Origin of the sequence: Cryobacterium sp. PH29-G1 (assembly GCF_030063365.1) — a bacterium.
Lineage (GTDB): Bacteria > Actinomycetota > Actinomycetes > Actinomycetales > Microbacteriaceae > Cryobacterium.
This window is the reverse complement of the sequence record NZ_JASISY010000001.1, coordinates 393,057-417,150: the sequence shown is the minus strand read 5'-3', so window position 1 is coordinate 417,150 and position 24,094 is coordinate 393,057. Positions and strand designations below refer to the sequence as shown.

Annotated in this window: 24 protein-coding genes and 1 riboswitch; of the genes, 17 read left to right on the top strand and 7 right to left on the bottom strand. The window is 64.5% G+C overall.

Annotated elements, in window-relative coordinates; translation table 11 throughout:
* The first annotated feature begins 16 nt into the window (after positions 1-16).
* The 9 genes from QMK22_RS01925 (at position 17) to QMK22_RS01885 (ending at position 8,563) form a co-directional block, all read left to right on the top strand.
* Entirely contained in the window at positions 17-1,201 is a 1,185-nt protein-coding gene (locus QMK22_RS01925) for a glycosyltransferase family 4 protein (RefSeq protein WP_283495933.1), read from the top strand.
* 109 nt (positions 1,202-1,310) lie between these two features.
* On the top strand, positions 1,311-1,724 hold the full coding sequence (gene sdhC, locus QMK22_RS01920) for a succinate dehydrogenase, cytochrome b556 subunit (RefSeq protein ID WP_283495932.1): 414 nt from the start codon (positions 1,311-1,313) through the stop codon (positions 1,722-1,724).
* A 12-nt stretch (positions 1,725-1,736) separates the two neighbouring features.
* A complete protein-coding gene (locus QMK22_RS01915; protein WP_283495931.1) occupies positions 1,737-2,189 on the top strand; it encodes a succinate dehydrogenase hydrophobic membrane anchor subunit in 453 nt (150 codons plus the stop codon).
* Between the two features lie 18 nt (positions 2,190-2,207).
* Entirely contained in the window at positions 2,208-4,016 is a 1,809-nt protein-coding gene (sdhA, locus tag QMK22_RS01910) for a succinate dehydrogenase flavoprotein subunit (protein ID WP_283495930.1), read from the top strand.
* Positions 4,016-4,777 (top strand): succinate dehydrogenase iron-sulfur subunit, encoded by a 762-nt coding sequence (locus QMK22_RS01905; protein ID WP_283495929.1) that lies wholly within the window; start codon positions 4,016-4,018, stop codon positions 4,775-4,777. The genes sdhA and QMK22_RS01905 overlap by 1 nt, the downstream gene beginning before the upstream one ends.
* A 106-nt stretch (positions 4,778-4,883) precedes the next feature.
* Positions 4,884-5,954, top strand: a complete 1,071-nt coding sequence (locus tag QMK22_RS01900) for a YihY/virulence factor BrkB family protein (protein ID WP_283495928.1) — start codon at positions 4,884-4,886, stop codon at positions 5,952-5,954.
* Positions 5,955-5,967: 13 nt separating this feature from the next.
* Complete coding sequence (locus QMK22_RS01895) at positions 5,968-6,825, top strand: exodeoxyribonuclease III (protein WP_283495927.1); 858 nt, start codon at positions 5,968-5,970, stop codon at positions 6,823-6,825.
* The gene (gene trpS / locus QMK22_RS01890; RefSeq protein WP_283495926.1) at positions 6,822-7,826 is read left to right on the top strand and encodes a tryptophan--tRNA ligase; all 1,005 of its coding nucleotides are present in this window, start codon (positions 6,822-6,824) and stop codon (positions 7,824-7,826) included. Before QMK22_RS01895 ends, trpS begins: the two co-directional genes overlap by 4 nt.
* Positions 7,827-7,828: 2 nt before the next feature.
* Positions 7,829-8,563, top strand: a complete 735-nt coding sequence (locus tag QMK22_RS01885) for an HAD family hydrolase (protein ID WP_283495925.1) — start codon at positions 7,829-7,831, stop codon at positions 8,561-8,563.
* A 310-nt stretch (positions 8,564-8,873) separates the two neighbouring features.
* Here the strand turns inward: QMK22_RS01885 and QMK22_RS17510 are convergent, their stop codons facing one another.
* Entirely contained in the window at positions 8,874-9,077 is a 204-nt protein-coding gene (locus tag QMK22_RS17510; RefSeq protein WP_502856875.1) for a DUF559 domain-containing protein, read from the bottom strand.
* On the opposite strand from QMK22_RS17510, the gene QMK22_RS01880 reads away from it, so the two are divergent.
* On the top strand, positions 9,051-9,413 hold the full coding sequence (locus QMK22_RS01880) for a hypothetical protein (RefSeq protein ID WP_283495924.1): 363 nt from the start codon (positions 9,051-9,053) through the stop codon (positions 9,411-9,413). The two genes, QMK22_RS17510 and QMK22_RS01880, sit on opposite strands and share 27 nt — an antisense overlap.
* Positions 9,414-10,321: 908 nt before the next feature.
* On the opposite strand, the gene glpK is transcribed toward QMK22_RS01880, so the two are convergent.
* The 3 genes from glpK to QMK22_RS01865 form a co-directional block, all read right to left on the bottom strand.
* A complete protein-coding gene (glpK, locus tag QMK22_RS01875; RefSeq protein ID WP_283495923.1) occupies positions 10,322-11,836 on the bottom strand; it encodes a glycerol kinase GlpK in 1,515 nt (504 codons plus the stop codon).
* 76 nt (positions 11,837-11,912) lie between these two features.
* Positions 11,913-12,647 (bottom strand): MIP/aquaporin family protein, encoded by a 735-nt coding sequence (locus tag QMK22_RS01870; protein WP_283495922.1) that lies wholly within the window; start codon positions 12,645-12,647, stop codon positions 11,913-11,915.
* A gap of 195 nt (positions 12,648-12,842) precedes the next feature.
* On the bottom strand, positions 12,843-14,585 hold the full coding sequence (locus tag QMK22_RS01865) for a glycerol-3-phosphate dehydrogenase/oxidase (protein ID WP_283495921.1): 1,743 nt from the start codon (positions 14,583-14,585) through the stop codon (positions 12,843-12,845).
* Between the two features lie 198 nt (positions 14,586-14,783).
* Here QMK22_RS01865 and QMK22_RS01860 point away from each other — a divergent pair, with 198 nt between their 5' ends.
* From QMK22_RS01860 to QMK22_RS01830, 7 genes are all read left to right on the top strand, one after another.
* A complete protein-coding gene (locus tag QMK22_RS01860) occupies positions 14,784-15,686 on the top strand; it encodes a sugar-binding transcriptional regulator (RefSeq protein ID WP_283496039.1) in 903 nt (300 codons plus the stop codon).
* Between the two features lie 83 nt (positions 15,687-15,769).
* A riboswitch (FMN riboswitch) is annotated at positions 15,770-15,913 on the top strand.
* A gap of 89 nt (positions 15,914-16,002) precedes the next feature.
* Positions 16,003-17,058 carry a bifunctional diaminohydroxyphosphoribosylaminopyrimidine deaminase/5-amino-6-(5-phosphoribosylamino)uracil reductase RibD gene (ribD, locus tag QMK22_RS01855; protein ID WP_283495920.1) on the top strand — a complete coding sequence of 352 codons (1,056 nt, stop codon included), beginning with the start codon at positions 16,003-16,005 and terminating at the stop codon, positions 17,056-17,058.
* An 8-nt stretch (positions 17,059-17,066) separates the two neighbouring features.
* On the top strand, positions 17,067-17,744 hold the full coding sequence (locus tag QMK22_RS01850; RefSeq protein WP_283495919.1) for a riboflavin synthase: 678 nt from the start codon (positions 17,067-17,069) through the stop codon (positions 17,742-17,744).
* Positions 17,741-19,000: a GTP cyclohydrolase II gene (gene ribA / locus QMK22_RS01845; protein ID WP_283495918.1), complete on the top strand. Its 1,260-nt coding sequence runs from the start codon at positions 17,741-17,743 to the stop codon at positions 18,998-19,000. Before QMK22_RS01850 ends, ribA begins: the two co-directional genes overlap by 4 nt.
* Complete coding sequence (ribH, locus tag QMK22_RS01840) at positions 19,000-19,479, top strand: 6,7-dimethyl-8-ribityllumazine synthase (protein WP_283495917.1); 480 nt, start codon at positions 19,000-19,002, stop codon at positions 19,477-19,479. The genes ribA and ribH overlap by 1 nt, the downstream gene beginning before the upstream one ends.
* A gap of 9 nt (positions 19,480-19,488) precedes the next feature.
* On the top strand, positions 19,489-19,845 hold the full coding sequence (locus QMK22_RS01835) for a hypothetical protein (RefSeq protein ID WP_283495916.1): 357 nt from the start codon (positions 19,489-19,491) through the stop codon (positions 19,843-19,845).
* A 157-nt stretch (positions 19,846-20,002) separates the two neighbouring features.
* On the top strand, positions 20,003-21,355 hold the full coding sequence (locus QMK22_RS01830; protein WP_283495915.1) for an MFS transporter: 1,353 nt from the start codon (positions 20,003-20,005) through the stop codon (positions 21,353-21,355).
* Positions 21,356-21,461: 106 nt separating this feature from the next.
* Here the strand turns inward: QMK22_RS01830 and QMK22_RS01825 are convergent, their stop codons facing one another.
* The 3 genes from QMK22_RS01825 to QMK22_RS01815 are packed head-to-tail and all read right to left on the bottom strand — an operon-like array spanning position 21,462 to position 24,030.
* The gene (locus QMK22_RS01825; RefSeq protein ID WP_283495914.1) at positions 21,462-22,253 is read right to left on the bottom strand and encodes an ABC transporter permease; all 792 of its coding nucleotides are present in this window, start codon (positions 22,251-22,253) and stop codon (positions 21,462-21,464) included.
* Complete coding sequence (locus QMK22_RS01820; protein ID WP_283495913.1) at positions 22,250-23,107, bottom strand: ABC transporter permease; 858 nt, start codon at positions 23,105-23,107, stop codon at positions 22,250-22,252. Before QMK22_RS01820 ends, QMK22_RS01825 begins: the two co-directional genes overlap by 4 nt.
* Positions 23,104-24,030: an ABC transporter ATP-binding protein gene (locus tag QMK22_RS01815; protein ID WP_283495912.1), complete on the bottom strand. Its 927-nt coding sequence runs from the start codon at positions 24,028-24,030 to the stop codon at positions 23,104-23,106. The genes QMK22_RS01820 and QMK22_RS01815 overlap by 4 nt, the downstream gene beginning before the upstream one ends.
* Positions 24,031-24,094: the final 64 nt, after the last annotated feature.

Sequence of the window (24,094 nt, the reverse complement as noted above, 5' to 3'; positions counted from 1 at the left end):
TCCCTAGCCTCGAACCATGCGGATCGCAGTCATCAGCGAAAGTTTTCTTCCCACCGTCAGCGGCGTCACCACGAGCGTCTGCCGGGTGCTCGAGCATCTGGCAGCCACCGGGCATGAGGCCATGGTCATCGCCCCCGCTGGCGCTCCGGCCGAATACGCCGGATTTCCCGTGCACACCGTGTCCGCGGTGAATTACCGCGAGTTTCCCGTTGGCATACCCAGCCCACAGGTGCAGAAACTGCTCGCCGATTTTCGCCCCGACGTGCTGCACGCAGCCTCGCCGTTTCTGCTCGGCGCCCAGGGCATCAGCGCGGCAAACCGCCTCGACATTCCCTCGGTCGCCATCTTTCAAACGGATGTCGCCGGCTACGCTCACCGCAATCACCTCGGCCCCGCCACCGCGCTGGCCTGGCGTTTTGTGAAATGGGTGCACGAGGGTGCCACCCGCACCCTGGTGCCCTCCTCGTCATCGATGGCCGCCCTCCTGCGCCTGGGAGTACCGCGACTCGCGCTGTGGACCCGCGGCGTCGACCTCACCGGATTTCACCCGAACCTGAAGAACGATCCGGCGGTCGCAGCCCTGCGGGAACGCATCGCGCCGCTGTCGGCCGCCGCCCGAACGCCCGCCGCCCCAACGCCCGTGATCGTTGGCTATGTCGGTCGGATGGCGCCGGAGAAGCAGGTGGAGCGACTGCGCGCGCTGCGCGGGGTGCCGGGCATCCGTCTGGTACTCGTCGGCGACGGCCCGAGCGTACCTTCTATACGCCGTGCGCTCGCGGGAATGCCGGTTACGTGGCTCGGCCGACTCTCGGGACGGGAGCTGGCTGTCGCCTACGCGAGTTGTGACATTTTCGTACACGCCGGCACCGAGGAAACGTTCGGACAGACCCTGCAGGAAGCACACGCCGCCGGGTTGCCCGTGGTGGCGCCGCACGCCGGGGGTCCGATCGACCTCGTCGCGCACGGTGAGAACGGCTACCTGTTTCGGCCCGATGACGAGCGCGACCTGCGCCACTGGGTGCTCCAACTCGTACGCGACCCGCTGCTGCGCGCACGCATGGGCGAAGCTGGACGACGATCGGTGCTCGGGCGCTCCTGGCCGACGGTGTGCGGCGAGCTGATGGACTACTACGAACAGGCGATCGACGAGCGTCTTGCCGTGCGCGCGGACACTCAGGTGCCGCCCGCCATGCAACGTTAGGCAACCCTTACCGGCACAGGGTGCGGTGCGCTTGTAGAATAACGAAATGTGCTCACAGCACATTCACGGTCTTACTAAAGAGCCATAATTCAGCCAGGGAGGGTTGTTCATGCCACAGACGGCAGGAACCCTAGATTCTCAGCAGAAGACGACGTCACGTCGCCCCGCCGGCACCCTGTATCGGGGTAACACGGGCATGTGGTCGTGGGTTTTGCACCGCATCACCGGTGTCGCGATCTTCTTCTTTCTGCTCGTTCATATTCTCGATACGGCGCTCGTGCGAATCAGCCCCGAAGCGTACAACGCGGTGATCAGCCAGTACCAGACGCCGATCATGGGTCTCGGTGAAGTCGCACTCGTCGGCGCCATCGTGTTCCACGCCTTCAACGGACTGCGCATTATCCTGATCGACTTCTGGAACGCCAAGTACCAGCGCGTGCTGTTCTACGTCGTCATCGGCCTCTGGGTCGTCACCATGCTGGGCTTCGCACCGCGCCACCTCATCAACGTGTTCAGCCACTAAGGGGGCGACAATATGACTTCAACAATCGAAGCTCCCCGCAGCCCGTACACTCGCTCCAGCAAGAAGAGCAGCGTCAACTGGGAAAAGTGGGGCTGGATCTACATGCGCGTCTCCGGCGTCGTGCTGATCGTGCTTATCTTCGGACACCTGTTCGTCAACCTCATGGTCGGTGAAGGGGTGAACGCACTGAACTTCGCGTTCGTGGCCGGCAAGCTTTCCAGCCCGTTCTGGATGGTCTGGGACGTCCTCATGCTCTGGCTCGCCCTCATTCACGGCGGCAACGGCATGCGCACCCTGGTCAACGACTACGCCACCTCTCGGATCAGCCGCGGCATCCTGAAGATCGCCATTCTGGTCAGCGTTGTCGCGTTGATCGTGCTCGGCACCCTCGTGGTGTTCACCTTCGATCCCTGCCCCGCCGGTGCGCCCGCCGACCTCGTGGCATCGTTCTGCAAGACCCTCTAGGAGCAGCACACACACATCATGACAACACCTGCACCCGCACCCACCTCCACCCTCGTGGACGGCGTTCACTACCACCAGTACGACATCGTCATTGTGGGAGCGGGTGGTGCCGGCATGCGTGCCGCCATCGAAGCCGGCCCCCACGCCAGCACGGCCGTCATCTCCAAGCTCTACCCGACGCGTTCGCACACCGGTGCGGCGCAGGGCGGGATGGCTGCGGCCCTCGCCAACGTTGAGGAAGACAACTGGGAGTGGCACACCTTCGACACGATCAAGGGTGGCGACTACCTGGTTGACCAAGACGCCGCCGAGATCCTGGCCAAGGAAGCCATCGACGCGGTCATCGACCTCGAGAACATGGGCTTGCCGTTCAACCGCACCCCCGAGGGCAAGATCGACCAGCGTCGTTTCGGTGGCCACACCCGCGACCACGGCAAGAGCCCGGTGCGTCGCGCCTGCTATGCCGCCGACCGCACCGGCCACATGATTCTGCAGACGCTCTATCAGAACTGCGTCAAGCGCGGCATCAACTTCTTCAACGAGTACTACGTGCTCGACCTCGTCATGACCAACGTCGACGGCGTCGACCAGCCCTCCGCCGTGGTCGCCCTCGACCTGTCCAGTGGCGAACTGCACGTGTTCCAGGGCAAGGCGTTCATCTTCGCCACCGGTGGTTTCGGCAAGATCTACAAGACCACCTCGAACGCTCACACCCTCACCGGTGACGGCGTCGGCATCGTCTGGCGCAAGGGCCTGCCGCTCGAGGACATGGAGTTCTTCCAGTTCCACCCGACCGGCCTGGCGGGATTGGGCATCCTCCTGACCGAGGGAGCCCGCGGCGAGGGCGCTATTTTGCGTAACGCCTCCGGTGAGCGCTTCATGGAGCGCTACGCGCCCACCATCAAGGACCTCGCCCCGCGTGATATCGTCTCGCGCTGCATGCTCAAGGAGGTCGCGGAAGGTCGCGGCGCCGGCCCGGACAAGGACTACCTCTACCTGGACTGCACGCACCTCGGCAAGGAACTGCTCGAGACCAAGCTGCCCGACATCACCGAGTTTGCGCGCACCTACCTCGGCGTCGACCCGGTCACCGAGCCGGTGCCGGTCATGCCGACCGCGCACTACGCGATGGGCGGGATCCCGACCAACGTGAAGGCCGAAGTCTGGCGCAACAACGAGCAGGTCGTTCCCGGCCTCTACGCCGCCGGCGAATGTGCCTGCGTCTCGGTCCACGGCTCCAACCGCCTCGGCACCAACTCGCTGCTCGACATCAACGTGTTCGGCAAGCGCGCCGGCAACAACGCGGTCGAGTATGTCAAAACGGCCGAATTCACTCCCCTGCCGGAAGACCCGGCCAAGGAGGTGCGCGAACTGCTCGAGGGCATCCGCTCGTCGACCGGAACCGAACGCATCGCCGTGCTGCGCAAGATTCTGCAGGAAGAAATGGACAAGAAGGCTCAGGTGTTCCGCACCGACGAGTCCCTCGCCGAGGTCACCGAGACCATCCACCTGCTGCGTCAGCGGTACAAGAACATCGGCGTGCAAGACAAGGGTCGCCGGTTCAACACCGACCTGCTCGAGGCCGTTGAGCTGGGCTTCCTCCTCGACCTCGCCGAAGTCGTCGTCTACTCCGCCCGCAACCGCAAGGAAAGCCGCGGCGGACACCAGCGCGAGGACTACCTCGTGCGTGACGACGAGAACTATCTCAAGCACACCATGGCGTACCTCAAGGGCGACGCAATGTCGGCGGATGCCGCCGACCACATCACGCTCGACTGGAAACCGGTTGTCATCACCCGCTACCAGCCGATGGAGAGGAAGTACTAGTGAGTACCGCCACGATTGACCAGAAGCCGGCCGTTCCCGAAGAAATCAAGTCCTTCACGGTCACGCTCATTGTGCGTCGCTTCAACCCCGAGGTTGACGAAGAGCCGCACTGGCAGGACTTCGACGTGCAGCTCTACCCGACCGACCGCGTGCTCGACGCACTGCACAAAATCAAGTGGGAGCAGGACGGCTCGCTGACCTTCCGCCGCTCCTGCGCGCACGGCATTTGCGGCTCCGATGCCATGCGCATCAACGGCCGCAACCGTCTGGCCTGCAAGACGCTCATGAAGGACCTCGACGTCACGAAGCCCATCTACGTGGAGGCCATCAAGGGCCTGCCGCTGGAGAAGGACCTCATCGTTGACATGGAGCCGTTCTTCGACTCCTTCAAGGAGGTGCAGCCGTTTCTCGTTGCCAAGAGCACGCCGGTTGACGGCAAGGAACGTCAGCAGTCCGTGGCCCAGCGCGCCCGCTTCGACGACACCACGAAATGCATTCTCTGCGCTGCCTGCACGTCGAGCTGCCCGGTGTTCTGGACCGACGGCCAGTACTTCGGTCCGGCTGCGATCGTCAACGCGCACCGTTTCATCTTCGACTCGCGTGATGAGAATGCGGCCGTGCGCCTCGACATTCTCAATGACAAAGAGGGCGTGTGGCGTTGCCGCACGACCTTCAACTGCACGGATGCCTGCCCGCGCGGCATCCAGGTGACTCAGGCCATCGCCGAGGTCAAGCAGGCCATCATGCGCGGCAAGGCGTAACTGCTCGTCTCACTGTGTACCAGGACGCCCCCGTCGATTCGACGGGGGCGTCCTGTCGTACTACCGCGCCGGTACCTCGGGTGGCGAGCCCGGTTAAACTAGCCCAGTGAAAGAACTTGCGACCCGCGTTCAGGCGTGGCGGCCGGTGCGGGTCGTGACCCACTTCTCGGGCGTGCGCGGCAGCATCCTCGCCGCCGGGATGTCGTACCAGGCGATATTCGCCATCTTCGCCGCGATCTGGGTCGGGTTCTCCATCGCCGGACTGTTTTTGACCGCGAACCAGGATGTGCTGGACGCGCTGTACGCGATCATCAACCAGTCGATTCCGGGACTGATCGGCACCGACGGCATCATCGATCCGAAGCTGCTCGCAACCGCCGGGGTGCTCACCTGGACCGGAGCGATCGCCCTGGCCGGTTTGCTGCTGACCGCGCTCGGCTGGCTCTCGGCGACGGCGCAGGCCGTGCGCACCGTCTTTGGTATGCCGCCGCAGACCCGGTTTTTTCTCTGGGTCAAACTGCGGGAGCTGGGGCTCGGGTTGCTGTTCGGGCTGGCCCTGATCCTGTCAGCTCTGGTCTCCCTGGCCAGCACGGCGCTGCTCGGTGCGCTCTTCGGTCTCTTCGGCATTCCGCAGGATTCGTTCTACTACGAGGCGTCGGCCCGGCTGATCGGTATTGTCGTGGTTCTCATGATCGACACCATCACCCTGGCCGGGCTGTTTCGGGTGCTGTCGCGGGTGCGCATCCCCATTCGCCGTTTGTTTGCCGGCGCACTGCTGGGCGGCGTTGCCCTCGGAGTACTGAAGATTCTCGGAGGCGCCCTGCTCGGCGGGGCCAGCCGCAATCCGCTGCTGGCCACCTTTGCCGTGATCATCGGGCTGCTGATCTGGTTCAACCTCGTGAGCACCGTCACCCTGATCGCGGCATCGTGGATCGCGGTCGGGATGGACGACGCGGGCATTCCGCCGCACTCCCTCAGCGCGGACGAAGCGGCAGAAAGCCAGAAACAGCGCGTGCACGATGCCCTGCGGGTGACCGCACAAGCCGAGCTGACGGCGTCCAGGGCCGACCTCGACGCCTCACCGTGGTACGCCCGCTGGAGCGCGAGGCGCCGTCTGAAGGCCGCCGAGGCCCGGGTGGCCGAGTATGCCAGGGCAGATGCGACGGCCGAGCGATAACTAGACTTGACCCATGTCTTCTGCCAAGCCCCTTCGCATTGCCAGCATCAACACGAACGGGGTACGAGCCGCGTTCCGCAAGGGAATGGGCGAGTGGCTCAACGCCCGCGACGTCGACATCCTGGCGATTCAGGAGGTGCGCGCATCCACTGCGGATCTCGAGGGACTGCTCGGGCCGGACTGGAATATTCTGCACGATGCGGCCACCGCCAAGGGCCGGGCCGGGGTCGCCCTCGTGAGCAGGGCCGGGGCAGCCATTCATCGCGTCGCCCTCGGCGCCGAGGAGTTCGACAGTGCCGGCCGCTGGCTCGAGGCGGACTACGAGGTGAACGGCCAAATCATCACCGTCGTGAGCACCTACGTGCATTCCGGTGAGACCGATACGCCCAAACAGGTGGAGAAGTACAAGTTTCTCGACGCCATGCTCGCCCGGCTGCCCGAACTGACCGAGCACAGCCCGCGCGCGCTCGTGCTCGGCGACCTGAACGTTGGGCACCGCACGCTGGATATCAAGAACTGGCGCGGCAACAAGAAGCACGCGGGGTTCCTGCCGGAGGAACGTGAATATTTCGACCGTATTCTCGGAGCCGAAGGCGCGCCGGGATACAACGAGGGCGCCGGACTGGGCTGGGTGGATGTCGGACGCAAGTGGGCCGGTGAGGTCGACGGTCCATACACGTGGTGGTCGCAGCGCGGCCAGGCGTTCGACAACGACACCGGTTGGCGACTGGACTACCACCTGGCCAGCCCGCTGCTGGCGGCATCCGTTGTGAATTATGCGGTCGATCGGGCCGCGGCGTACGACCAGCGCTGGAGCGACCACTCCCCCGTCGTCGTCGACTATGACCTAACTGGAGACAACAAATCATGACCAAATCTCGCCTGTATTCGGGCATGCAGCCCTCGGCTGAGTCCCTGCAAATCGGCAACTACATTGGTGCGCTGCTCAATTGGAAGTCGCTGCAGGAGTCGCACGACGCGTTCTTCTCGATCGTTGATCTGCACGCCATCACGGTGGCGCAAGACCCGGCCAAGCTGCGCGAGAACACGCGTCGCACGGCCGCCCAGTACATTGCCGCGGGCATCGACCCGTCGGCGTCGACGCTGTACGTGCAATCGCACGTGGCCGCCCACGCCCAACTGGCCTGGGTGCTGAACACCATCACCGGGTTCGGTGAGGCGAGTCGGATGACCCAGTTCAAGGACAAATCGGCGCGGCACGGCGCCGACGCGACCACCGTTGGGCTGTTCGCCTACCCGACGCTCATGGCCGCGGACATTCTGCTGTACCAGAGTGAGGTGGTCCCGGTCGGGGAAGACCAGCGCCAGCACGTGGAGCTCACCCGCGACCTCGCGCTGCGCTTCAACTCCCGGTTTGGAGACACCTTCACGATCCCCGAGGTGGCAATCGTGAAGGAGACCGCCAAGGTCTACGACCTGCAGAATCCCACGTCGAAGATGAGCAAGTCGGCCGAATCGCACGCCGGGGTGATCTGGTTGCTCGATGAGCCCGGCGTCACGAAGAAGAAGATCATGCGAGCCGTGACGGATGCCGACGGCGGGGTGGTCTTCGATCGCGAGAACAAACCGGGCGTGGCCAACCTCCTCACGATCTATTCCGTGCTCGCCGAGCGCTCGATCGAGTCGATCGAGAACGAGTACGTCGGTCGTGGCTACGGCGACTTGAAGAAGGGACTCGTCGAGGTGGTTTTGGGCACGTTCGACCCGATTCGCGAGCGGGTCGCCGAACTGCTCGGCGACCCGGCCGAGCTCGACCGGGTGCTCGCCTCCAACGCGGCGCGGGCCGACGAGGTCGCCAACGAGACTCTGGCCACGGTCTATGACCGCGTCGGCTTCCTCCCGCGCCGCTGACCGTGGACTCGCCGGTACAGGTCGTGCTCTTCGACCTCGATGACACCCTGTTTGCGCACCGAGCGGCCGTGACCGCGGGTATTCTGTTGCACATCGACCGGGCCGGAGAAGCCTTCGTCACCGACGATCGTCCGGCAGCGACCGCCCTCTGGGATGCACTCGAAGAGGAGCACTATCACGCCTACCTCGCCGGGAGTCTGGACTTTGCTGGCCAGCGCCGCGCCCGAGCTCAGGATTTCGCGGCGTCGTTCGACATTGCGCTGACCGGGCCCGAAGCGGACAGCTGGTTCGACGAATACTTCGAAAGCTACCGGGCCAGTTGGCAATTGCACGATGACGCTCTCCCCTGCTTCGATGCGTTGGCCGAGATGATTCCCGGGGTGCGCTTTGGACTCATCACCAACGGCGACCCGGTGTTTCAGGGCGACAAGATTCGGCGTGTCGGTCTCGACGATCGGTTCGAACACGTCATCACCTCGGGCGCATTCGGCGTCGCCAAGCCGGATCGGCGCATCTTCGAGCACGCCTGCACGCTCTTTGATGTGCCCGTGGACGCAGCGGTGTACGTCGGAGACCGGCTGCGCACCGATGCTCTGGGCGCGGCAGCGGCGGGCCTGACGGGGGTCTGGCTCGACCGCGCCGCACCATCCGTCTCATCCGTCGACGCGGCCAGTGCCGCCCGTCTGGGCGTACTACGCATCGAAAAGCTGGCAGACCTCTGTGCGGTGCTCGCCTGACGTAACCGCCGTGCACCTCCCTCTCGGCCACCCGTGTCACTAGCCCCCCCCCCGACACCAGCCCCTCGGTCACCAGCCCCTCGGTCACCAGCCCCTCGGTCACCAGCCCTTCGCCCCCCCCCCCCCCCTCACGTCCCCGGCATTCCTCCCCCTCCCCTTTCGCAACTCCTGCAAACCGAAGGTCTCGATCCGCATACACGCACATCGACTGGGGTGTTTTCAAAGCGGGGCGCAGACTGCAGGACTTATGCGCCCTCACGTGAACATGGGCAGCGACCCGGCGACCTGGCTGCTAGTGAACCCGACGTCTTCAGTCGAGTAACCGGGTGCTTCCGTAACGACAAGTGGTGACGAGGCGCCGGATTGCTGCGACGACGCCTTCTGGATCGAACATGATATCGGCGTAGAGCACGCGAAGAGTGACATACCCGAGGGTGGCCGCGATCCGATCACGGGCTCGATCTCGAACCTGATCTTTCCAGCTCGAATGGTGGGCAAAGCTGTCGGCCTCCACGATCACACAGCCCTCAACCACCGTGTCGACTCGGCCAACACCTGGGATAGTGACTTGAATTTCGCACCGAAGGCCGGCACTGCGAATCAGGTCTCGAAGAACGCTTTCTTGTCCCGCGTCCACACGGGCATCGATCCGAGAGCGCACTACTTGGGCGTTGAAGGGTACGTGAGCGAAGATCTCGCTGAGATCACTCACGCGGATGAGGCGCTGGTGGAGCGCCGTATCCAAAGCGGCGAGAGCGAAGGGCTGCTTTTGGCACCTAATTATTTGCACGAGGGCATCCCGGGCACCAACACAATATTCGGTTCCATCGGCTCGATCAATCAACGGTGACCAATGTAGTTCAACCCCCTCACGGGGCAAAGCCGACAATGGCACAGACTTATTGTGCGGGCTCCGCAGACGAGAGCCCGCACGGTCGACGTGTATGTGGGTGAAGCGCGTATCAAAGGCAAAAATCCCCAACTCCTTTGCGGCAGACACGCACGCCATACGTCCGCCGACACGCACAGCCTCGAGGGTGTGGCGGTCCGTTCCCGGAAGGGCGTAGTGATCTCGGCGAACACGTAAGAGTGCGTCAGCACGGACGGCCTGAGTGATTTGCTGCCCCGACATACCGCTGGCAAGAAGTTCGTACCGGTGAACGATGCGGCGCATTCCAAATTCAACGCTCAGATGAGGTCCCATGCGTCGAGGGTGATGCCGATTGGATCCGAGCAGGTCTCGCCGCAGTCAATCTGGGGCCAACTCCTGAAACTTGGCGCTGTGGAGAACCCCCAAAACCCTCGACGTCAGATTTCGGAACCGAAACTGCACAGTTTCATCCGCCCAGAACTCGCCCTAGTACGCCTAACTCCTGCAATCGAGGAGACACGATCCAAGTTTTCGTGCCAAGTCGCGGATCCGCGACTGCAGACGCGCAAATTGCAGGAGTTGCGGACGAGGCGGGTGAGGGGCGAAGGGGCGTGCCTTAGTTGGCGGGGCAGGCTGGCGACTTGGTGTGAGGGCAGGGGTGGGCCATCATGCTGGCTCTGGTGCACGCTCGGCCGGCCTCACGCCGCACACCTCCTGCAATTTTCTGAATCCGAAGCCATTGAGGCCCGCAGACATGCGAATTTCTCGACGCGAGCCGACGAGTTGCAGGAGTTGTGCGAGGGAGACTGGGTGCATTGGGGACGCACAAACCCGGCGGCCGCGTGACGGTCGCCGGGTTTGTGGTGCTTATGGTAGTACTAGGGGTACTAGCGCACGTCTTCGTCTACCCAGTCAAGGGTCTTGGTGACGGCCTTCTTCCAGTTGCGGAGGAGGCGGGCGGCCTCTTCCGGATCCATGGAAGGCTCCCAGCGGGAATCTTCCTGCCAGTTGGCACGCAGGTCATCGAGGCCACTCCAAAAGCCAACCGCGAGGCCGGCCGCGTAGGCGGCGCCCAGCGCGGTGGTCTCGGCGACGACCGGACGCACAACGGGCACACCGATGATGTCGGCCTGGAACTGCATGAGCAGATCGTTCGCCGTCGCACCGCCGTCAACCTTGAGCTCGGTCAGCGGAACCCCGGAGTCGGCGTTGACCGCGTCGAGCACCTCACGGGTCTGGTAGGCGATGGCTTCCAGCGCCGCGCGGGCGATGTGGCCCTTGTTGACGTAGCGGGTGAGGCCAACGAGCGCGCCGCGGGCGTCCGACCGCCAGTACGGTGCGAACAGGCCGGAGAAGGCCGGTACGAAGTAAGCGCCGCCGTTGTCGGAGACCGTCTTGGCGAGGTCTTCAATTTCGGAGGCGTTTTTGATGATGCCGAGCTGGTCACGCATCCACTGCACGAGCGAGCCGGTGACGGCGATTGAACCCTCGAGCGCATAGTGCACGGGGGCATCGCCGAGCTTGTAGCCCACCGTGGTGAGCAGCCCGTTCTTGGAATGGATGATGTCGGTGCCGGTGTTGAAGATCAAGAAGTTACCGGTGCCGTAGGTGTTTTTGGCCTCACCCTGGTCGAAGGCAGCCTGACCGAAGGTCGCCGCCTGCTGGTCGCCGAGGATACCGGCAATCGGCACCTCGCGCAGCAGGCTGTGGCCGCTCGCGGTGCCGTACACCTCGGAGGAGGACTTGATCTCGGGCAGCATCGACTTGGGTACGTCGAAGATGGCGAGGATATCGTCGTCCCACTGCAGGGTTTCCAGGTCCATGAACAGGGTGCGGCTCGCGTTGGTGACGTCGGTCGCGTGCACGCCGCCCTCGGTGCCGCCGGTCAGGTTCCAGAGCACCCAGGAGTCGGTGGTGCCGAACAGAAGGTCGCCGGCATCCGCCTTCTCGCGGGCACCCTCGACGTTTTCGAGGATCCAAACAATCTTGGTCCCGGAGAAGTACGTCGCCAGGGGCAAGCCGACCTGGTTCTTGAACCGGTCGACGCCACCATCGGCCGCGAGGCGATCGACGATGGCCTGGGTGCGGGTGTCCTGCCAGACGATGGCGTTGTAGACGGGGACACCGGTGTTCTTGTCCCAGACCACAGCGGTTTCGCGCTGGTTGGTGATTCCGACGGCCTCGATGTCGTGGCGGGTGATATTTGCCTTTGACAACGCCTGACCGATGGCCTCACGGGTGTTGTCCCAAATTTCTTTGGGGTCGTGCTCGACCCAGCCGGCCTGCGGCAAAATCTGTTCGTGCTCAAGCTGACCGGTCGAGATAATCGATCCGGCCTTGTCAAAGATGATCGCGCGGGAGCTCGTGGTTCCCTGGTCGATGGCGAGAACGTACTTGGCCATGTTCTAACTCCTTTGTTGTTCCAGGTGAGAATTCAGTTCAAAACGAAAGCGGATGCTGCAGGGTACGTCAGTACCCTTAGCCCAGGATCGGAAGCAGCGCGCCGGAGGATACTCCAGCGAGCACGCCACCGATGATGGGGCCGAGGACCGGGACCCAGGAATAGGACCAGTCGCTGGAACCCTTGCCCTTGATCGGCAGGAAGAAGTGCGCGATGCGCGGGCCGAGGTCACGAGCCGGGTTGATGGCATAACCGGTCGGTCCGCCGAGTGAGGTACCGATCACGATAACGAGCAGGGCAACCGGCAGCGCGCCGAGCGCGGCGAGCCCGCCGCTGTCGCCGTTGCGGCCGAAGCCGATCACGACGAAGACCAGAACGAAGGTACCGATGATCTCGGTGACCAGGTTCCAGCCGTAGGAGCGAATGGCCGGGCCGGTCGAGAAGACGCCGAGCTTGGCGGCCGCATCCGGCTCTTGGTCGAAGTGCTGCTTGTAGGCGAGCCAGACGACGACGGCACCGAGGATGCCACCGATCATCTGGGCCCCGATATAGGCCATGGTCGATACGAAGTTGACCGGCACGCCGGAACCGAATTCGGTCGCGCCGCTGGCGACGAGCCCGAGGGTGACAGCAGGGTTCAGGTGGGCGCCCGAGTTGTAAGCGGCGACCACACCGGCGTAGACCGCGAGGCCCCAACCGATGGTGACCATGAGGAAGCCGCCGCCGAAGCCCTTGTTCTTCGCTAGCGCTACGTTGGCGACCACGCCGCAACCCAGCAAGACGAGGATGGCCGTTCCCACGACCTCTGACATAAAGACGACACCGAGATTGTCCACATTGACCTTTCAGATGGGGGTGCTGCTATTCACCGACCGACCTTGTTGTCGAATGCGGCGATCGTGCTGTGTGTTTAAAAACGTATCGGCGCCCGGCTCAAATTCGGCCCGTTTCCGCTGCACGTTCGTGCAGATTGTCGGCAATCCTGAGCCGGGTCCAGCGGTCGGAACCTAAGCGACCAGAACGGAACCCTGGCCCGCAGCCGCGAGGGTGACCCCGTGTGCGTCGCGGAGGATGTCGCGAGCCAGCGCGATCTCCTCGGCCCGCCGACCGGCATCCCAACCGAGAACGGGGGCGACAATCTGCGCCAATTCCTCGATCAGCGACGCGGTCACCGCACCGACGAAAGCCATGCTGGTGCGACGCAGGAGCACGTCGATCAACCGGACCACGCTCTCGGTGGAAGCCAGGAATTCGATCTCACGCCGCGTGTAGGCAGGATTGTGTTGGAGGGGGGCATCCGCTGCTGCGGAGGGGTCGGTCAGAAAGTCGATGACCTCACTCGCGCGGGTGCCATAGCGGGCCAGTAGGGCGCCCGCACGCTCGACACCGACCTCATCGCCGTGGGCCGTAACCCAGACCAGATGGGCGGCCGGCGTCGCCGGGAAGTCACGACCGCCGCCGATAGCGAGGCCCTCGGTGGAGACGGTCCGCGGCAGGCCGAGCAGCTTGAGGATGTCGGTGCTCAGGTTCTCGGCCAGCGCGCGGAACGTGGTCCATTTGCCGCCGACGAGGCTGAGCAGGGTGCCGTCGACTGCGTTCGTGCGCGGCAGCGGCCGCGACTCAATGCGGTAGTCGCGGGAGACGAAACCGGGGGCCTCCTCGTCGTGGCGCGGCAGGGGGCGCACGCCGGCAAAGCGGAAGACGATGTTTGACCGATCGACCGGGACGGTTGGGAATACGTGCGCGACCAGGTCGAAGAAGTAATCGATTTCGTGCTCGGTGCACCGGATCGGCTTCGTCATGTCGTGCTCAAGGTCGGTCGTGCCGACCAGAACGCGGCCCTTCAGCGGGTAGATCAGCACGATTCGACCGTCTTCGTGCTCGAAGAAGATCTCACGGCCACCGGTCGCCGCGAGCAGCTCCGGGCTGTCCAGAACGATGTGGGACCCCTTGGTGCCGCCCATGAAGGTGCTCGGCTGGCCGAGGGCGTCATTGGTCAGGTCGGTCCACGGCCCACTCGTGTTGACGACGACATCCGCTTGGAAGGTGAACTCTTCGCCGGTGATGGTGTTGCGCAGCAGCACGCCATCCTCGTTCATCCCCGCAGCTTCAACGTAATTGGCGGCGCGAGCGTGCACTCCGGCCTCCAGTCCGTCGCGCAGTACGTCGAGGGCGAGGCGTTCCGGGTCGTGCATGGCGGCGTCGTAGTAGGTGGCCGTGTACTTGAGGCTGGGGTTCAACAGGGGCAGGGCGGCGAGCGCTTTCTTGCGGCCCTTGAACTCGTGGCGGGGCACCGTTCCACCGTCGCGGGAGAAGGCGTCGTAGATCATCATGCCCATTTTGATGAGCAGGGCGCCGCGCTCTACGTGCTTCTTGCCCTGCTTATGGGTGAGAAAGCGCAGTGGGGCGGCCATCACACCGGAGAACGTGGAGAAGATGGGAATGGTCGTCTGCAGCGGCTTGACGTAGTGTGGCGCGATCTTGAGCAGACCGTTGCGCTCCTCGACCGACTCTTTAACCAGGCGGAATTCTCCGTTTTCGAGGTAGCGCACCCCACCGTGGATCATGTGCGAACTGGCCGATGAGGCGCCGGAGACGTAGTCGTTCTTCTCGACGATGACCACGTCGACGCCCTGCAGCGCCAGATCGCGGAAGGTGGCAATGCCATTGATGCCGGCGCCGATGATGAGCACCTGGGCGCGGGGGCGATCGGAGATCGCGGTCGAAGTCTGTGAGTTTAAGAACGACATTGTTGTCACCTCTGTCTCGGGGCTTGCCCTGGCTCGAATTGCGCGGGGCACGCCATATGAATAGATTCAGTCTGACAGTTCGACACAATTTCTCAACTGGATTGAACATACGTGCAAGGAGCCGCCGTGACCTTCGATATCGATTCTGTACAGTCCGACCGCAACCGTGACGCGCTCACCGCGGCGCACCTGTACTACATGCAGGACCTCACCATGGATGCCATCGCCCACGAGTTGCATACCTCCCGATCCTCGGTCTCGCGCCTGCTCAGTCACGCCCGCGAGACCGGCCTGGTCGACATCCAGATCAGGTCACCCCTCGACGCCCCGAGCCATCTCGAGCAGCAAATCGAGGCGCGATTTCAGATCACCGCCCACGTGGTTCCCGTTCCCGACAGCGCAAGCGATGTCGATCGGCTCGAGCGCGTCGCGCTCTCGGTTGCACGAATTCTCGGTCAGTATTTCGACTCCAACATGACCATGGGCATCGCGTGGGGTTCCACCATGAATGCGATCAGCCGGCATGTCACCCCGAAACAGACGCACAATTCGCAGATCGTGCAGCTCAACGGTGCCGGAAACATGCGCACGACCGGGCTCGGCTATGCCAGTGAAATCCTCGGACGCTTCGGTACGGCGTTCGGCGCGCACGTGCAGCAGTTTCCGGTGCCGGCGTTCTTCGACGATCCGGCGACCAAGCAGGCGTTGTGGCGGGAGCGCAGCATCAGCCGGCTGCTCGAGATGCAAGCCATCATGGACATTGCCCTCTTCGGCCTGGGCTCGCCGTTTTCGGGTGTGATCAGCCGTGTCTATGCCGGCGGTTACCTGGAACAGGCCGAATTCGATGCGCTCAGCGCCGCCGGAGTGGTCGGCGACGTGGCTACCGTGTTCTACCGTGCCGACGGTTCGGCCGACCGGATCGCCTTGAACGCACGCTCCACCGGGCCGGATTTCACGGTGCTGCGCCGCACGCCGCGGCGCATCTGCGTCGTGGCGGGCCGTTCCAAACTGGCCAGCCTGCGCGGAGCCCTGGCCGCGCAGCTCATCACCGACCTGTTCGTCGATGAGAGTACCGCCCGAGTCCTGATCGAGGCCCCCTGACCTCATCCCAAAACGACGGATCCGGGCGGGAATAACACGGCATGCAGGCTGTTGCACTATAACTAGAAGTAGAACTTGCAGTACACGTGCTCCGGGGTCGGTGTAATTCCGAACCGGCGGTTAAAGTCCGCGACCCGTTAGTCCCGTAAGAAACTGTGCGGGGCCAAACGGTTGAGCTGGTGAAACTCCAGCACCGACGGTTAAAGTCCGGACGGGAGGCGCACGAGTCGGTTGGCCCCTATGGTCGACCGACGGGATTTCGCGTGGAAACGCATTCCCATACCCCCGGAGCTCGTCCGACACGGATGAGGGCGGGATGACCACGAACGCAGACGCCGACACCGGTGTGCAGAGCCCCGCCCTGCACACGGCCATGCTGCGCGCTCTGGAACTCGCATCGCGCGGCCCGGCGACCGGGGTGAATCCGCAAGTCGGCTGCGTCATCGTGAACGCGGCCGGCGACACCCTCGCCGAGGGCTGGCATCGCGGCGCCGGAACGCCGCACGCCGAGGTCGATGCCCTGTCGAAGCTCGCCCCGGGCGCCGCACGCGGCAGCACCACCATCGTCACGCTCGAACCGTGCAATCATGTCGGCCGTACCGGACCCTGCTCCGACGCTCTGATCGAGGCCGGCGTCACCCGAGTCGTGTATTCCGTGACCGACCCCGGCCCGCAGTCCTGCGGCGGGGCCGACCGGCTCCGTGCCGCCGGCATCGACGTACGGGGCGGCCTGCTCGCCGAAACGGGCGAGGCATTTCTCGGCGACTGGCTGGTCGCCGCGCGCCTCCGCCGCCCGTTCGTCACGCTCAAGTGGGCTTCGAGCCTCGACGGCCGTGCGGCCGCGGCCGACGGCTCGAGCCGGTGGATCACCGGCGCGGCGGCCCGCCTCGACGTGCATCGGCGTCGCGCCGCCAGCGACACCATTCTGGTGGGAACCGGCACCGTGCTCGCCGACGACCCGGCGCTGACCGCACGCGACGAAGCCGGCAGCCTGCTCACCGAACAGCCGGTACCCGTGGTGGTCGGCCGTCGTGCGGTGCCGGCATCCGCTGCCCTGTTCGACCACCCCGAGCAGCCACTGTTTTTCGACGGTCAGGACTTGCCGGGCGTGCTGGCCGATCTACACGGCCGTGGCCTGCGCACCGTGTTCATCGAGGGCGGGCCGACCGTGGCGAGCGCCTTCGTCGCGGCCGGGTTGGTCGACGAATACCTGATCTATCTCGCGCCGACGCTGATCGGCGGACCGCAGCTCGCCCTCGGCGACATTGGTGTGACCGCCATCGACCGGCAGCGCCGCCTCTCCATTCATTCCCTCGACCGGCTCGGCGACGACGTTCTCATCGTCGCCCGGCCCCAACCCGCTTCGATCTAAGGACACGCATGTTTACCGGAATCATCGAGGAGCTCGGCCAGATCGAGCGCATCGACCTGAGCCAGGATGCCGCTCGCCTCACCATTCGAGGCCCGCTGGTCGTCGCGGGTGCCGGTCACGGCGACTCCATCGCCGTGGGGGGCGTGTGCCTCACCGTGGTGGAGCGTACCCCCGAGACCTTTACCGCCGACGTGATGGCACAGACCCTGCGCATGTCGACGCTGTCCGACGCCCGGGTCGGCTCCCCGGTCAACCTCGAACGCGCCGCCCTCGTGGGCGATCGCCTCGGCGGTCACATCGTGCAGGGGCACATCGACGGTACCAGCACCGTGCTCGCGATCCGCCCGGGTGAGGCCTGGCGGGTGCTTCGATTCAGCCTGGGCGCCGACCTGGCGCCGCTCGTCGTCGACAAGGGATCGATCGCCATCGACGGTGTCTCCCTCACCGTGAGCGACATCAGCCCGGCCACCGAAGCCAACCAGTGGTTCGAGGTATCGCTCATTCCCGAAACCCTGACCGCCACCACCCTCGGCGAGGCAGTCGTGGGCGACCGGGTCAACATTGAGACCGATATTCTGGCTCGCCACGTTGAACGGATGCTGGCACTTTCTGCCGCCGCAACTCCCCCTGAACCGTTAACCGCCAGCACACCCCAGCAGACAACCGCACCTAGGAGCGCATCATGAGCCTCGCCGATATTCCCTCCGCCCTTGACGCCCTCCGCCTCGGCCGACCGGTCATCGTCGCCGACGACGAAGGCCGCGAAAACGAAGGCGACGTCATCATCTCCGCCCAGCTGGCCACCCAGGAGTGGATCGCCTGGACCGTGCGCTATTCCTCGGGTTTCATCTGCGCGCCGATGACCAACGAGATTGCCGACCAGCTCGACCTGCCGGTCATGGTGGTGAACAATGAAGACCCGCTCGGCACCAACTACACGGTGAGTGTCGACGCAGCCGACCGGCTGTCGACCGGAATCAGCGCGGCCGATCGCGCCCACACCCTGCGGGTACTCGCCGACCCCGTGTCGGCACCGGCGAGCCTGCACCGCCCCGGCCACATTCTGCCGCTGCGCGCCCGCGATGGCGGCGTGCGCGAGCGCGCCGGCCACACCGAAGCCGGCGTGGATCTGATGAAACTGGCCGGTCTGGTACCGGTCGCGGCGATCGCCGAGATCGTCGCCGAGGACGGCGAAATGATGCGCCTGCCCGGCCTGCTCGAACTCGGAGCGCGCGAGGGCCTGCTCGTGATCACGATCAAAGACCTGATCAGCTACCTCGACGAGGTGCACCCGAATGAAACCCTGCCGACGATCGCCCCCCTCATCGAAGCTCCGCGCGTGGACTTCGAGGTGGAGACCACGGTCCCCACCCGGCACGGTGCCTTTCGGGTGCGCGCCTACCGCGACCGTTCCACCGGCGCCGACCACGTTGCGTTCGTGGCGGGCACCCCGGTTGATGGCGCCATCGTGCGGGTGCACTCGGAGTGCCTCACCGGCGAAGCCTTCGGCTCGCTCAAATGCGAGTGCGGACCGCAGCTCGACGCCTCGCTCGACATCATTCAGGAAGAGGGCGGCGTGGTCGTCTACCTGCGCGGCCAGGAAGGACGCGGCATCGGACTGATCAACAAGCTACGCGCCTATGAGCTGCAGGAGGACGGCCTCGACACCCTGGACGCGAACGTGGCGCTGGGCCTGCCCGTTGACAGCCGTGATTACGGTGCGGCCACCAGCATCCTGCACGATCTCGGTTTGAACTCGGTGCGGCTGCTCACCAACAACCCGGAGAAGGTACGCCAGCTCGAACTGCACGGCGTCGCCGTGACCGAACGGGTGCCACTCGTGGTCGGCATCGGCGAGTTCAACGAGAACTACCTCGCCACCAAGCGTGACCGAATGGGTCACCACATCAGCAACATCGAGCTCATGAACGGAATCGCCTAATGGCTGGAACAGGACCGGTAATCAGTGTTGACGGGAGCGGACTGCGGGTTGTCGTCGTGGCTGGCCGATGGCACGACGTGATCACCGACGGCCTCATCGCCGGTGCCACCCGGGTGCTCGAGGCCAGCAACGCCGAGTTCTCGGTGGTGCGCGTGCCGGGCAGTTTCGAACTGCCCGTTGCCTGCAAGGTCGCGCTCGAGAGCGGAGCCGACGCGGTCGTCGCCCTCGGCGTGATCATTCGCGGCGGCACCCCCCACTTCGAGTTCGTGTCGAATGCGGCAACGGATGGCCTCACCCGCGTGGCGCTCGATACCGGCAAGCCGGTGGGCTTTGGCGTGCTGACGCTCGACGACGAACAGCAGGGGCTCGACCGGGCCGGTCTACCCGGTTCGAAGGAGGACAAGGGCGAGGAGGCGGCATCCGCTGCCCTGGCCACCGCGCTCGTGCTGCGTGAGTTGCGCGACCACGGCGTCGCCTAGGCTGAGCGCATGGACCTTTTACGCAATATTCTGCTCATTCTGCACTTCGTCGGCCTGGCCTCACTGCTCGGCGGCTTTCTCGTGCAGATCAAGCCGATCATTGCCGGCAAAGGCACGATCGTTGCCGCGATGTTCCACGGTGCGCTGACCCAGCTGGTCACCGGACTGCTGCTCGTTGGCATCATTGAGATGGGCGCGCTCGGCCACATCGACAACGCCAAGATCGGCGTCAAGCTGCTCGTACTTATCGTGATCACCGTGCTCGTGATCGTGAACCGCAAGAAGCCGAGCGTGTCGTCGCTCGTGCTCTGGGCCATCGGCGCCCTGACCCTCGCAAACGTGGCCATTGCGGTGCTCTGGAAGTAGCCGGGCGGCGATCGCCGGAAACCACGGGGGTAAAGTCTTTAGTGACCTCTAAAACGCGGCCACACCACCATTCGTGCTTGAGCGCTGCCGCGGGATGTCTGAACGACATGCGGGCTGCGTCGGCGCCCCGCCATCCCAACCGGAGTGTTTCACCCCCATGTCTACTGCCACAGCGTCCGTTTCGACGCCGACCACACCACTCAACCCGAAAAGCCGCGTCATCATGGCGAGCCTTATCGGTACGACCATTGAGTTCTACGATTTCTACGTTTATGCCACGGCGGCTGTGCTGGTCTTCCCGCACCTGTTCTTTCCCACCGGCAACGAGACCACCGCGCTGCTCGCCTCCTTCGCCGTCTTCGGCGCCGCCATGGTCGCCCGCCCGATCGGCGCGCTGTTCTTCGGCCACTTCGGCGACCGCAAGGGTCGCAAGGCCACCCTGGTCGGCGCGTTGCTCACGATGGGCATCGCGACCTTCCTGATCGGTCTGCTGCCGACCTACGACATGATCGGCTGGTGGGCACCCTTCATGCTCGTCATCCTGCGCCTCGCCCAGGGCTTCGCCCTCGGCGGCGAGTGGAGCGGCGCGGCACTCGTCGCGACGGAAAACGCCCCGGTCGGCAAGCGTGCCTGGTACGGCACCTTCCCTCAGGTCGGCGCCCCGCTCGGCTTCATCATCGCCAACACTCTCTTTCTCGGCCTCGCTCTCGCACTGCCGTCCACCGACCCGACCCGCCCGTCCGAGGCATTCCTCGAGTGGGCCTGGCGCATCCCGTTTCTGTTCTCCGCTGTGATGGTTATCGTCGGACTCTGGGTGCGTCTGCGCCTGGTCGAAAGTGAGGTCTTCACCAAGGTCGTCAAGTCCGACCGGGTCGAGAAGCTGCCGCTCGCCGCCGTATTCAAATCGAACTGGCGTGAACTCATCCTCGGCACGTTCATCATGCTCGCCACCTACGTGCTGTTCTACCTGATGACCACGTTCACGCTCGGCTACGGCCGCGCCGCAACGGATGCTGCGGTTCCGGGACTCGGCTTCAGCTACAACAACTTCATTCTCATGATGATTGCCGGCGTGGTGTTCTTCGGAATCTTCACCCTCGCCTCCGGCCCGTGGGCCGATAAGCACGGTCGTCGCAAGACGCTCATCGTGGTGACGCTGGCCATTATTGTGTTCGGTCTGCTGTTCGTGCCGCTGCTCGGCGCCGGCTTCGTCGGAGTGATGGTGTTTCTTATTGTCGGTTTTTCACTCATGGGAATGACCTTCGGCCCGATGGGCGCGCTGCTGCCCGAGCTGTTCCCGACCAGCGTGCGCTACACCGGTTCCGCGTTCGCCTACAACATGAGCTCGATTCTCGGTGCCGCCGTCGCCCCGTTCATCGCCATCTGGCTCTGGACGCTCGGCGAGGGCAGCCCGTTCTGGGTCGGCATTTACCTCGCGGTAATGGCCGTCGTCACCCTGATCGCGCTGATCCTCAGCCGCGAAACAAAGGACCTCGACCTGCATCGCTAGCCGCCGATGGGCCGGCGAAGTATAAGTTTCGCCAGTCAGGGCGCGCGCTTTACGCGCGTCTCGAGACCGCGCGAGTCAGTCTGCGAAACCCTGCCGCCGCCATCCGCTAGTCGAGGAGGAGGGCTCGCAGGCGGCGGGTGGTCAGGACCAGGCCGACCGCGATCATCACCGCGTAGTACAGAACGTGCCAGAGCATCCCGGGGTCGACCTGGCCGGTGGTCAGGCCGCGCACGAGCTCGACACCGTGCCAGAGCGGCAGCGCCTGAATCAGATATTGGATGCCCTGCGGGTAAACGCTGAGCGGGTAGAACGTGGCCGAGAACAGAAACATCGGCAGCAGCATGAAGTTGATCCAGTCCATCTGCTGGAACGTCTTCAGATAACTCGTGACCGCCATGCCGACGCTCGCGAAACCGAACGCAATCAGCAGCACGGCCGGCAGGGCGAGCAATGCCCACCAGGTGAGGTTCAGGCCCAGTATCTGCATGACGAGCATGAATCCACTCGCGTAGAGCAGCCCGCGCAGCAGAGCGAGCGAGATCTCGCCCAGTGCCACGTCGAGCGGACCGAGCGAGGTCGCGAGCATGCCCTCATAGAGTTTGGCGAACTGCATCTTGAAGAACACGTTCCAGGTCGAGTCGTAGATCGCGCCGTTCATGGCGGCGACGGCCAGCAGGGCCGGCGCAATGAATGCCGCATAGGACACACTCGCGCCGCCCGACGTTTGCACCGGACCGATCAGGGTGCCGAGGCCCAGTCCCATCGACAGCAGGTAGAAGATCGGTTCCACCACACCGCTGAGCACGACGAGCGAGTTGGTACTGCGTGTTGCGCGCCAGCCGCGGGCCATCACACTGCGCGCGTTGCCGGAATAGAGACTGCCGATGCTGCCGGTCATTTGTTCAGCCGCCGGACGGTGAGGCGGCGGCACCAGATCCAGCCGATGGCCAGGAGTGCCGTCAGATAGAGCACGTGTACCAGGCTCAGCCAGAGCGGCTCGGACATTCCGTAGGCGAAGACGCGGGAGAGCTCGGTACCGTGCCAGAGTGGTGAGATCCAGCCGATCCACTGCAGGTAGGGCGGCAGCAGGGTCAGCGGAAAAAACGTGCCGGAGAACAGCGTCATCGGCAGAACGATGAGGCGCTGCACCATGGCGAGCTGGCCGGTGTCGTCCTTGAGCGTGATCGTGTACGCCATGACGAGCACACCGAAGGAGAGCCCGGTGAGTAGCGCGACCAGCACGGCCACGATGCCGAGCGCCCCGGGCACCGCCCCGAAGACCAGCATGAACACGTAGTAGATGGCACAGGTGAGCAGCATGCGCGCCGCGACGGAGATCACGAGGCCGTTGATGACCTGGCCGGGTTGGATGGCGCTCGCGTTCATGCCGAAGAAGGTCGGATTCCATTTAAGTCCGAGCATGATCGGGTAGGTGAATTCTTCGGAGGCGACCGCGATCGCGCTGCTCGCGAGCAGCGCCGGTGCCAGGAATACGAGGTAGCTCACCCCGGTGAGGGCGTTCGCGCCGACGTTGCCGTCGACGAGGCTGGCCAGGCCCACCCCCATCGCGTAGAGGTAGACGAGCGGGCTGCCGATCGCGGTGAACAGCACGGTCTGCGCATACGTGCCCATGACCCGAAACCGGTGCTCGGCCACGTACCAGGAGCCGTAGCGGCGGGTGCGCGCCGCGGCCGCAACGGCGGAGGCGAGCGCCGCCGAGTGGATGCGCTCGCTCTCTTCCCGGCTGCTCATTCGATCAGGTTTCTGCCGGTGAGGCGCAGGAACACGTCTTCCAGGCTGGATCGTCGCACCAGGCTCGTGATCGGGCGGAGGCCGGCCGCGGTCATCCGCTCTAATTCCTTCTCGCCGCTCGTGCTGTAGACCAGAATGCGGTCGGGCAAAACGTCGATCCGTTCGCCGTAACCGTGAAGGCGCCCGGCCGCCTCGGCGTTCTGGGTGGAGCCGAACCGCACCTCGAGCACCTCGCGGGAGGAATACCGCCGGATGAGCTCGGCCGGTGAGCCCTCGGCCATAATGCGACCCTGGTCGATGACAACGAGGCGGTCGCAGAGCTGTTCGGCTTCGTCCATGTAGTGCGTGGTCAACAGCAGCGTCGTGCCCTGCTCCTTGAGGCGGAACAAGCGGTCCCAGAGTATGTGGCGTGCCTGCGGGTCGAGGCCGGTCGTCGGCTCGTCGAGAAGCAGCAGGCGCGGGTCATTGATGAGAGCCCGCGCGATGGTGAGCCGGCGTTTCATCCCGCCGGAGAGGTCATCGACCTTGGCGGTGGCTTTGTCTTCGAGCTGGGCGAACTCGAGCAGCTCATCGGCGCGGCGGGCCACCCGGGCACGCGGCAGACCAAAGTACCGGCCGTACACCAGCAGGTTCTCCCGAACCTTCAGTTCGAGGTCGAGATTGTTCTCCTGCGGCACGACGCCGAGCTGCGCCCGAATCTCGGGACCGTACCGATCGGGGTCGAGGCCGAGCACGCTGAGATCACCGCTCGTGCGGGTGGAGACCGCGCCGATCATGCGCATCGTCGTAGATTTGCCGGCCCCGTTGGGGCCGAGCAGGCCGAAGGACTCCCCCGCCGCCACCTCGAAATCAATACCGTCGACGGCGACGAAATTCTGGTATCTCTTCACGAGATTCTGGGTGACAATGACAGTCTCTGGCACAGTGGCCCACTGTAGACCGAACCGTGACAATGGGCATTGTTCGCATCTGCGACGGTTAAGATTT

What these genes read in the sequence shown, in the direction of transcription:
- QMK22_RS01925 (WP_283495933.1), top strand. Translation starts at nt 17, where the DNA reads ATGCGGATCGCAGTCATCAGCGAAAGTTTTCTTCCCACCGTCAGCGGC.
- sdhC (WP_283495932.1), top strand. Translation starts at nt 1,311, where the DNA reads ATGCCACAGACGGCAGGAACCCTAGATTCTCAGCAGAAGACGACGTCA.
- QMK22_RS01915 (WP_283495931.1), top strand. Translation starts at nt 1,737, where the DNA reads ATGACTTCAACAATCGAAGCTCCCCGCAGCCCGTACACTCGCTCCAGC.
- sdhA (WP_283495930.1), top strand. Translation starts at nt 2,208, where the DNA reads ATGACAACACCTGCACCCGCACCCACCTCCACCCTCGTGGACGGCGTT.
- QMK22_RS01895 (WP_283495927.1), top strand. Translation starts at nt 5,968, where the DNA reads ATGTCTTCTGCCAAGCCCCTTCGCATTGCCAGCATCAACACGAACGGG.
- trpS (WP_283495926.1), top strand. Translation starts at nt 6,822, where the DNA reads ATGACCAAATCTCGCCTGTATTCGGGCATGCAGCCCTCGGCTGAGTCC.
- QMK22_RS01880 (WP_283495924.1), top strand. Translation starts at nt 9,051, where the DNA reads ATGGTGGGCAAAGCTGTCGGCCTCCACGATCACACAGCCCTCAACCAC.
- glpK (WP_283495923.1), bottom strand. Translation starts at nt 11,836, where the DNA reads ATGGCCAAGTACGTTCTCGCCATCGACCAGGGAACCACGAGCTCCCGC.
- QMK22_RS01870 (WP_283495922.1), bottom strand. Translation starts at nt 12,647, where the DNA reads ATGTCAGAGGTCGTGGGAACGGCCATCCTCGTCTTGCTGGGTTGCGGC.
- QMK22_RS01865 (WP_283495921.1), bottom strand. Translation starts at nt 14,585, where the DNA reads ATGTCGTTCTTAAACTCACAGACTTCGACCGCGATCTCCGATCGCCCC.
- QMK22_RS01860 (WP_283496039.1), top strand. Translation starts at nt 14,784, where the DNA reads ATGCAGGACCTCACCATGGATGCCATCGCCCACGAGTTGCATACCTCC.
- ribD (WP_283495920.1), top strand. Translation starts at nt 16,003, where the DNA reads ATGACCACGAACGCAGACGCCGACACCGGTGTGCAGAGCCCCGCCCTG.
- QMK22_RS01850 (WP_283495919.1), top strand. Translation starts at nt 17,067, where the DNA reads ATGTTTACCGGAATCATCGAGGAGCTCGGCCAGATCGAGCGCATCGAC.
- ribA (WP_283495918.1), top strand. Translation starts at nt 17,741, where the DNA reads ATGAGCCTCGCCGATATTCCCTCCGCCCTTGACGCCCTCCGCCTCGGC.
- ribH (WP_283495917.1), top strand. Translation starts at nt 19,000, where the DNA reads ATGGCTGGAACAGGACCGGTAATCAGTGTTGACGGGAGCGGACTGCGG.
- QMK22_RS01835 (WP_283495916.1), top strand. Translation starts at nt 19,489, where the DNA reads ATGGACCTTTTACGCAATATTCTGCTCATTCTGCACTTCGTCGGCCTG.
- QMK22_RS01830 (WP_283495915.1), top strand. Translation starts at nt 20,003, where the DNA reads ATGTCTACTGCCACAGCGTCCGTTTCGACGCCGACCACACCACTCAAC.
- QMK22_RS01825 (WP_283495914.1), bottom strand. Translation starts at nt 22,253, where the DNA reads ATGACCGGCAGCATCGGCAGTCTCTATTCCGGCAACGCGCGCAGTGTG.
- QMK22_RS01820 (WP_283495913.1), bottom strand. Translation starts at nt 23,107, where the DNA reads ATGAGCAGCCGGGAAGAGAGCGAGCGCATCCACTCGGCGGCGCTCGCC.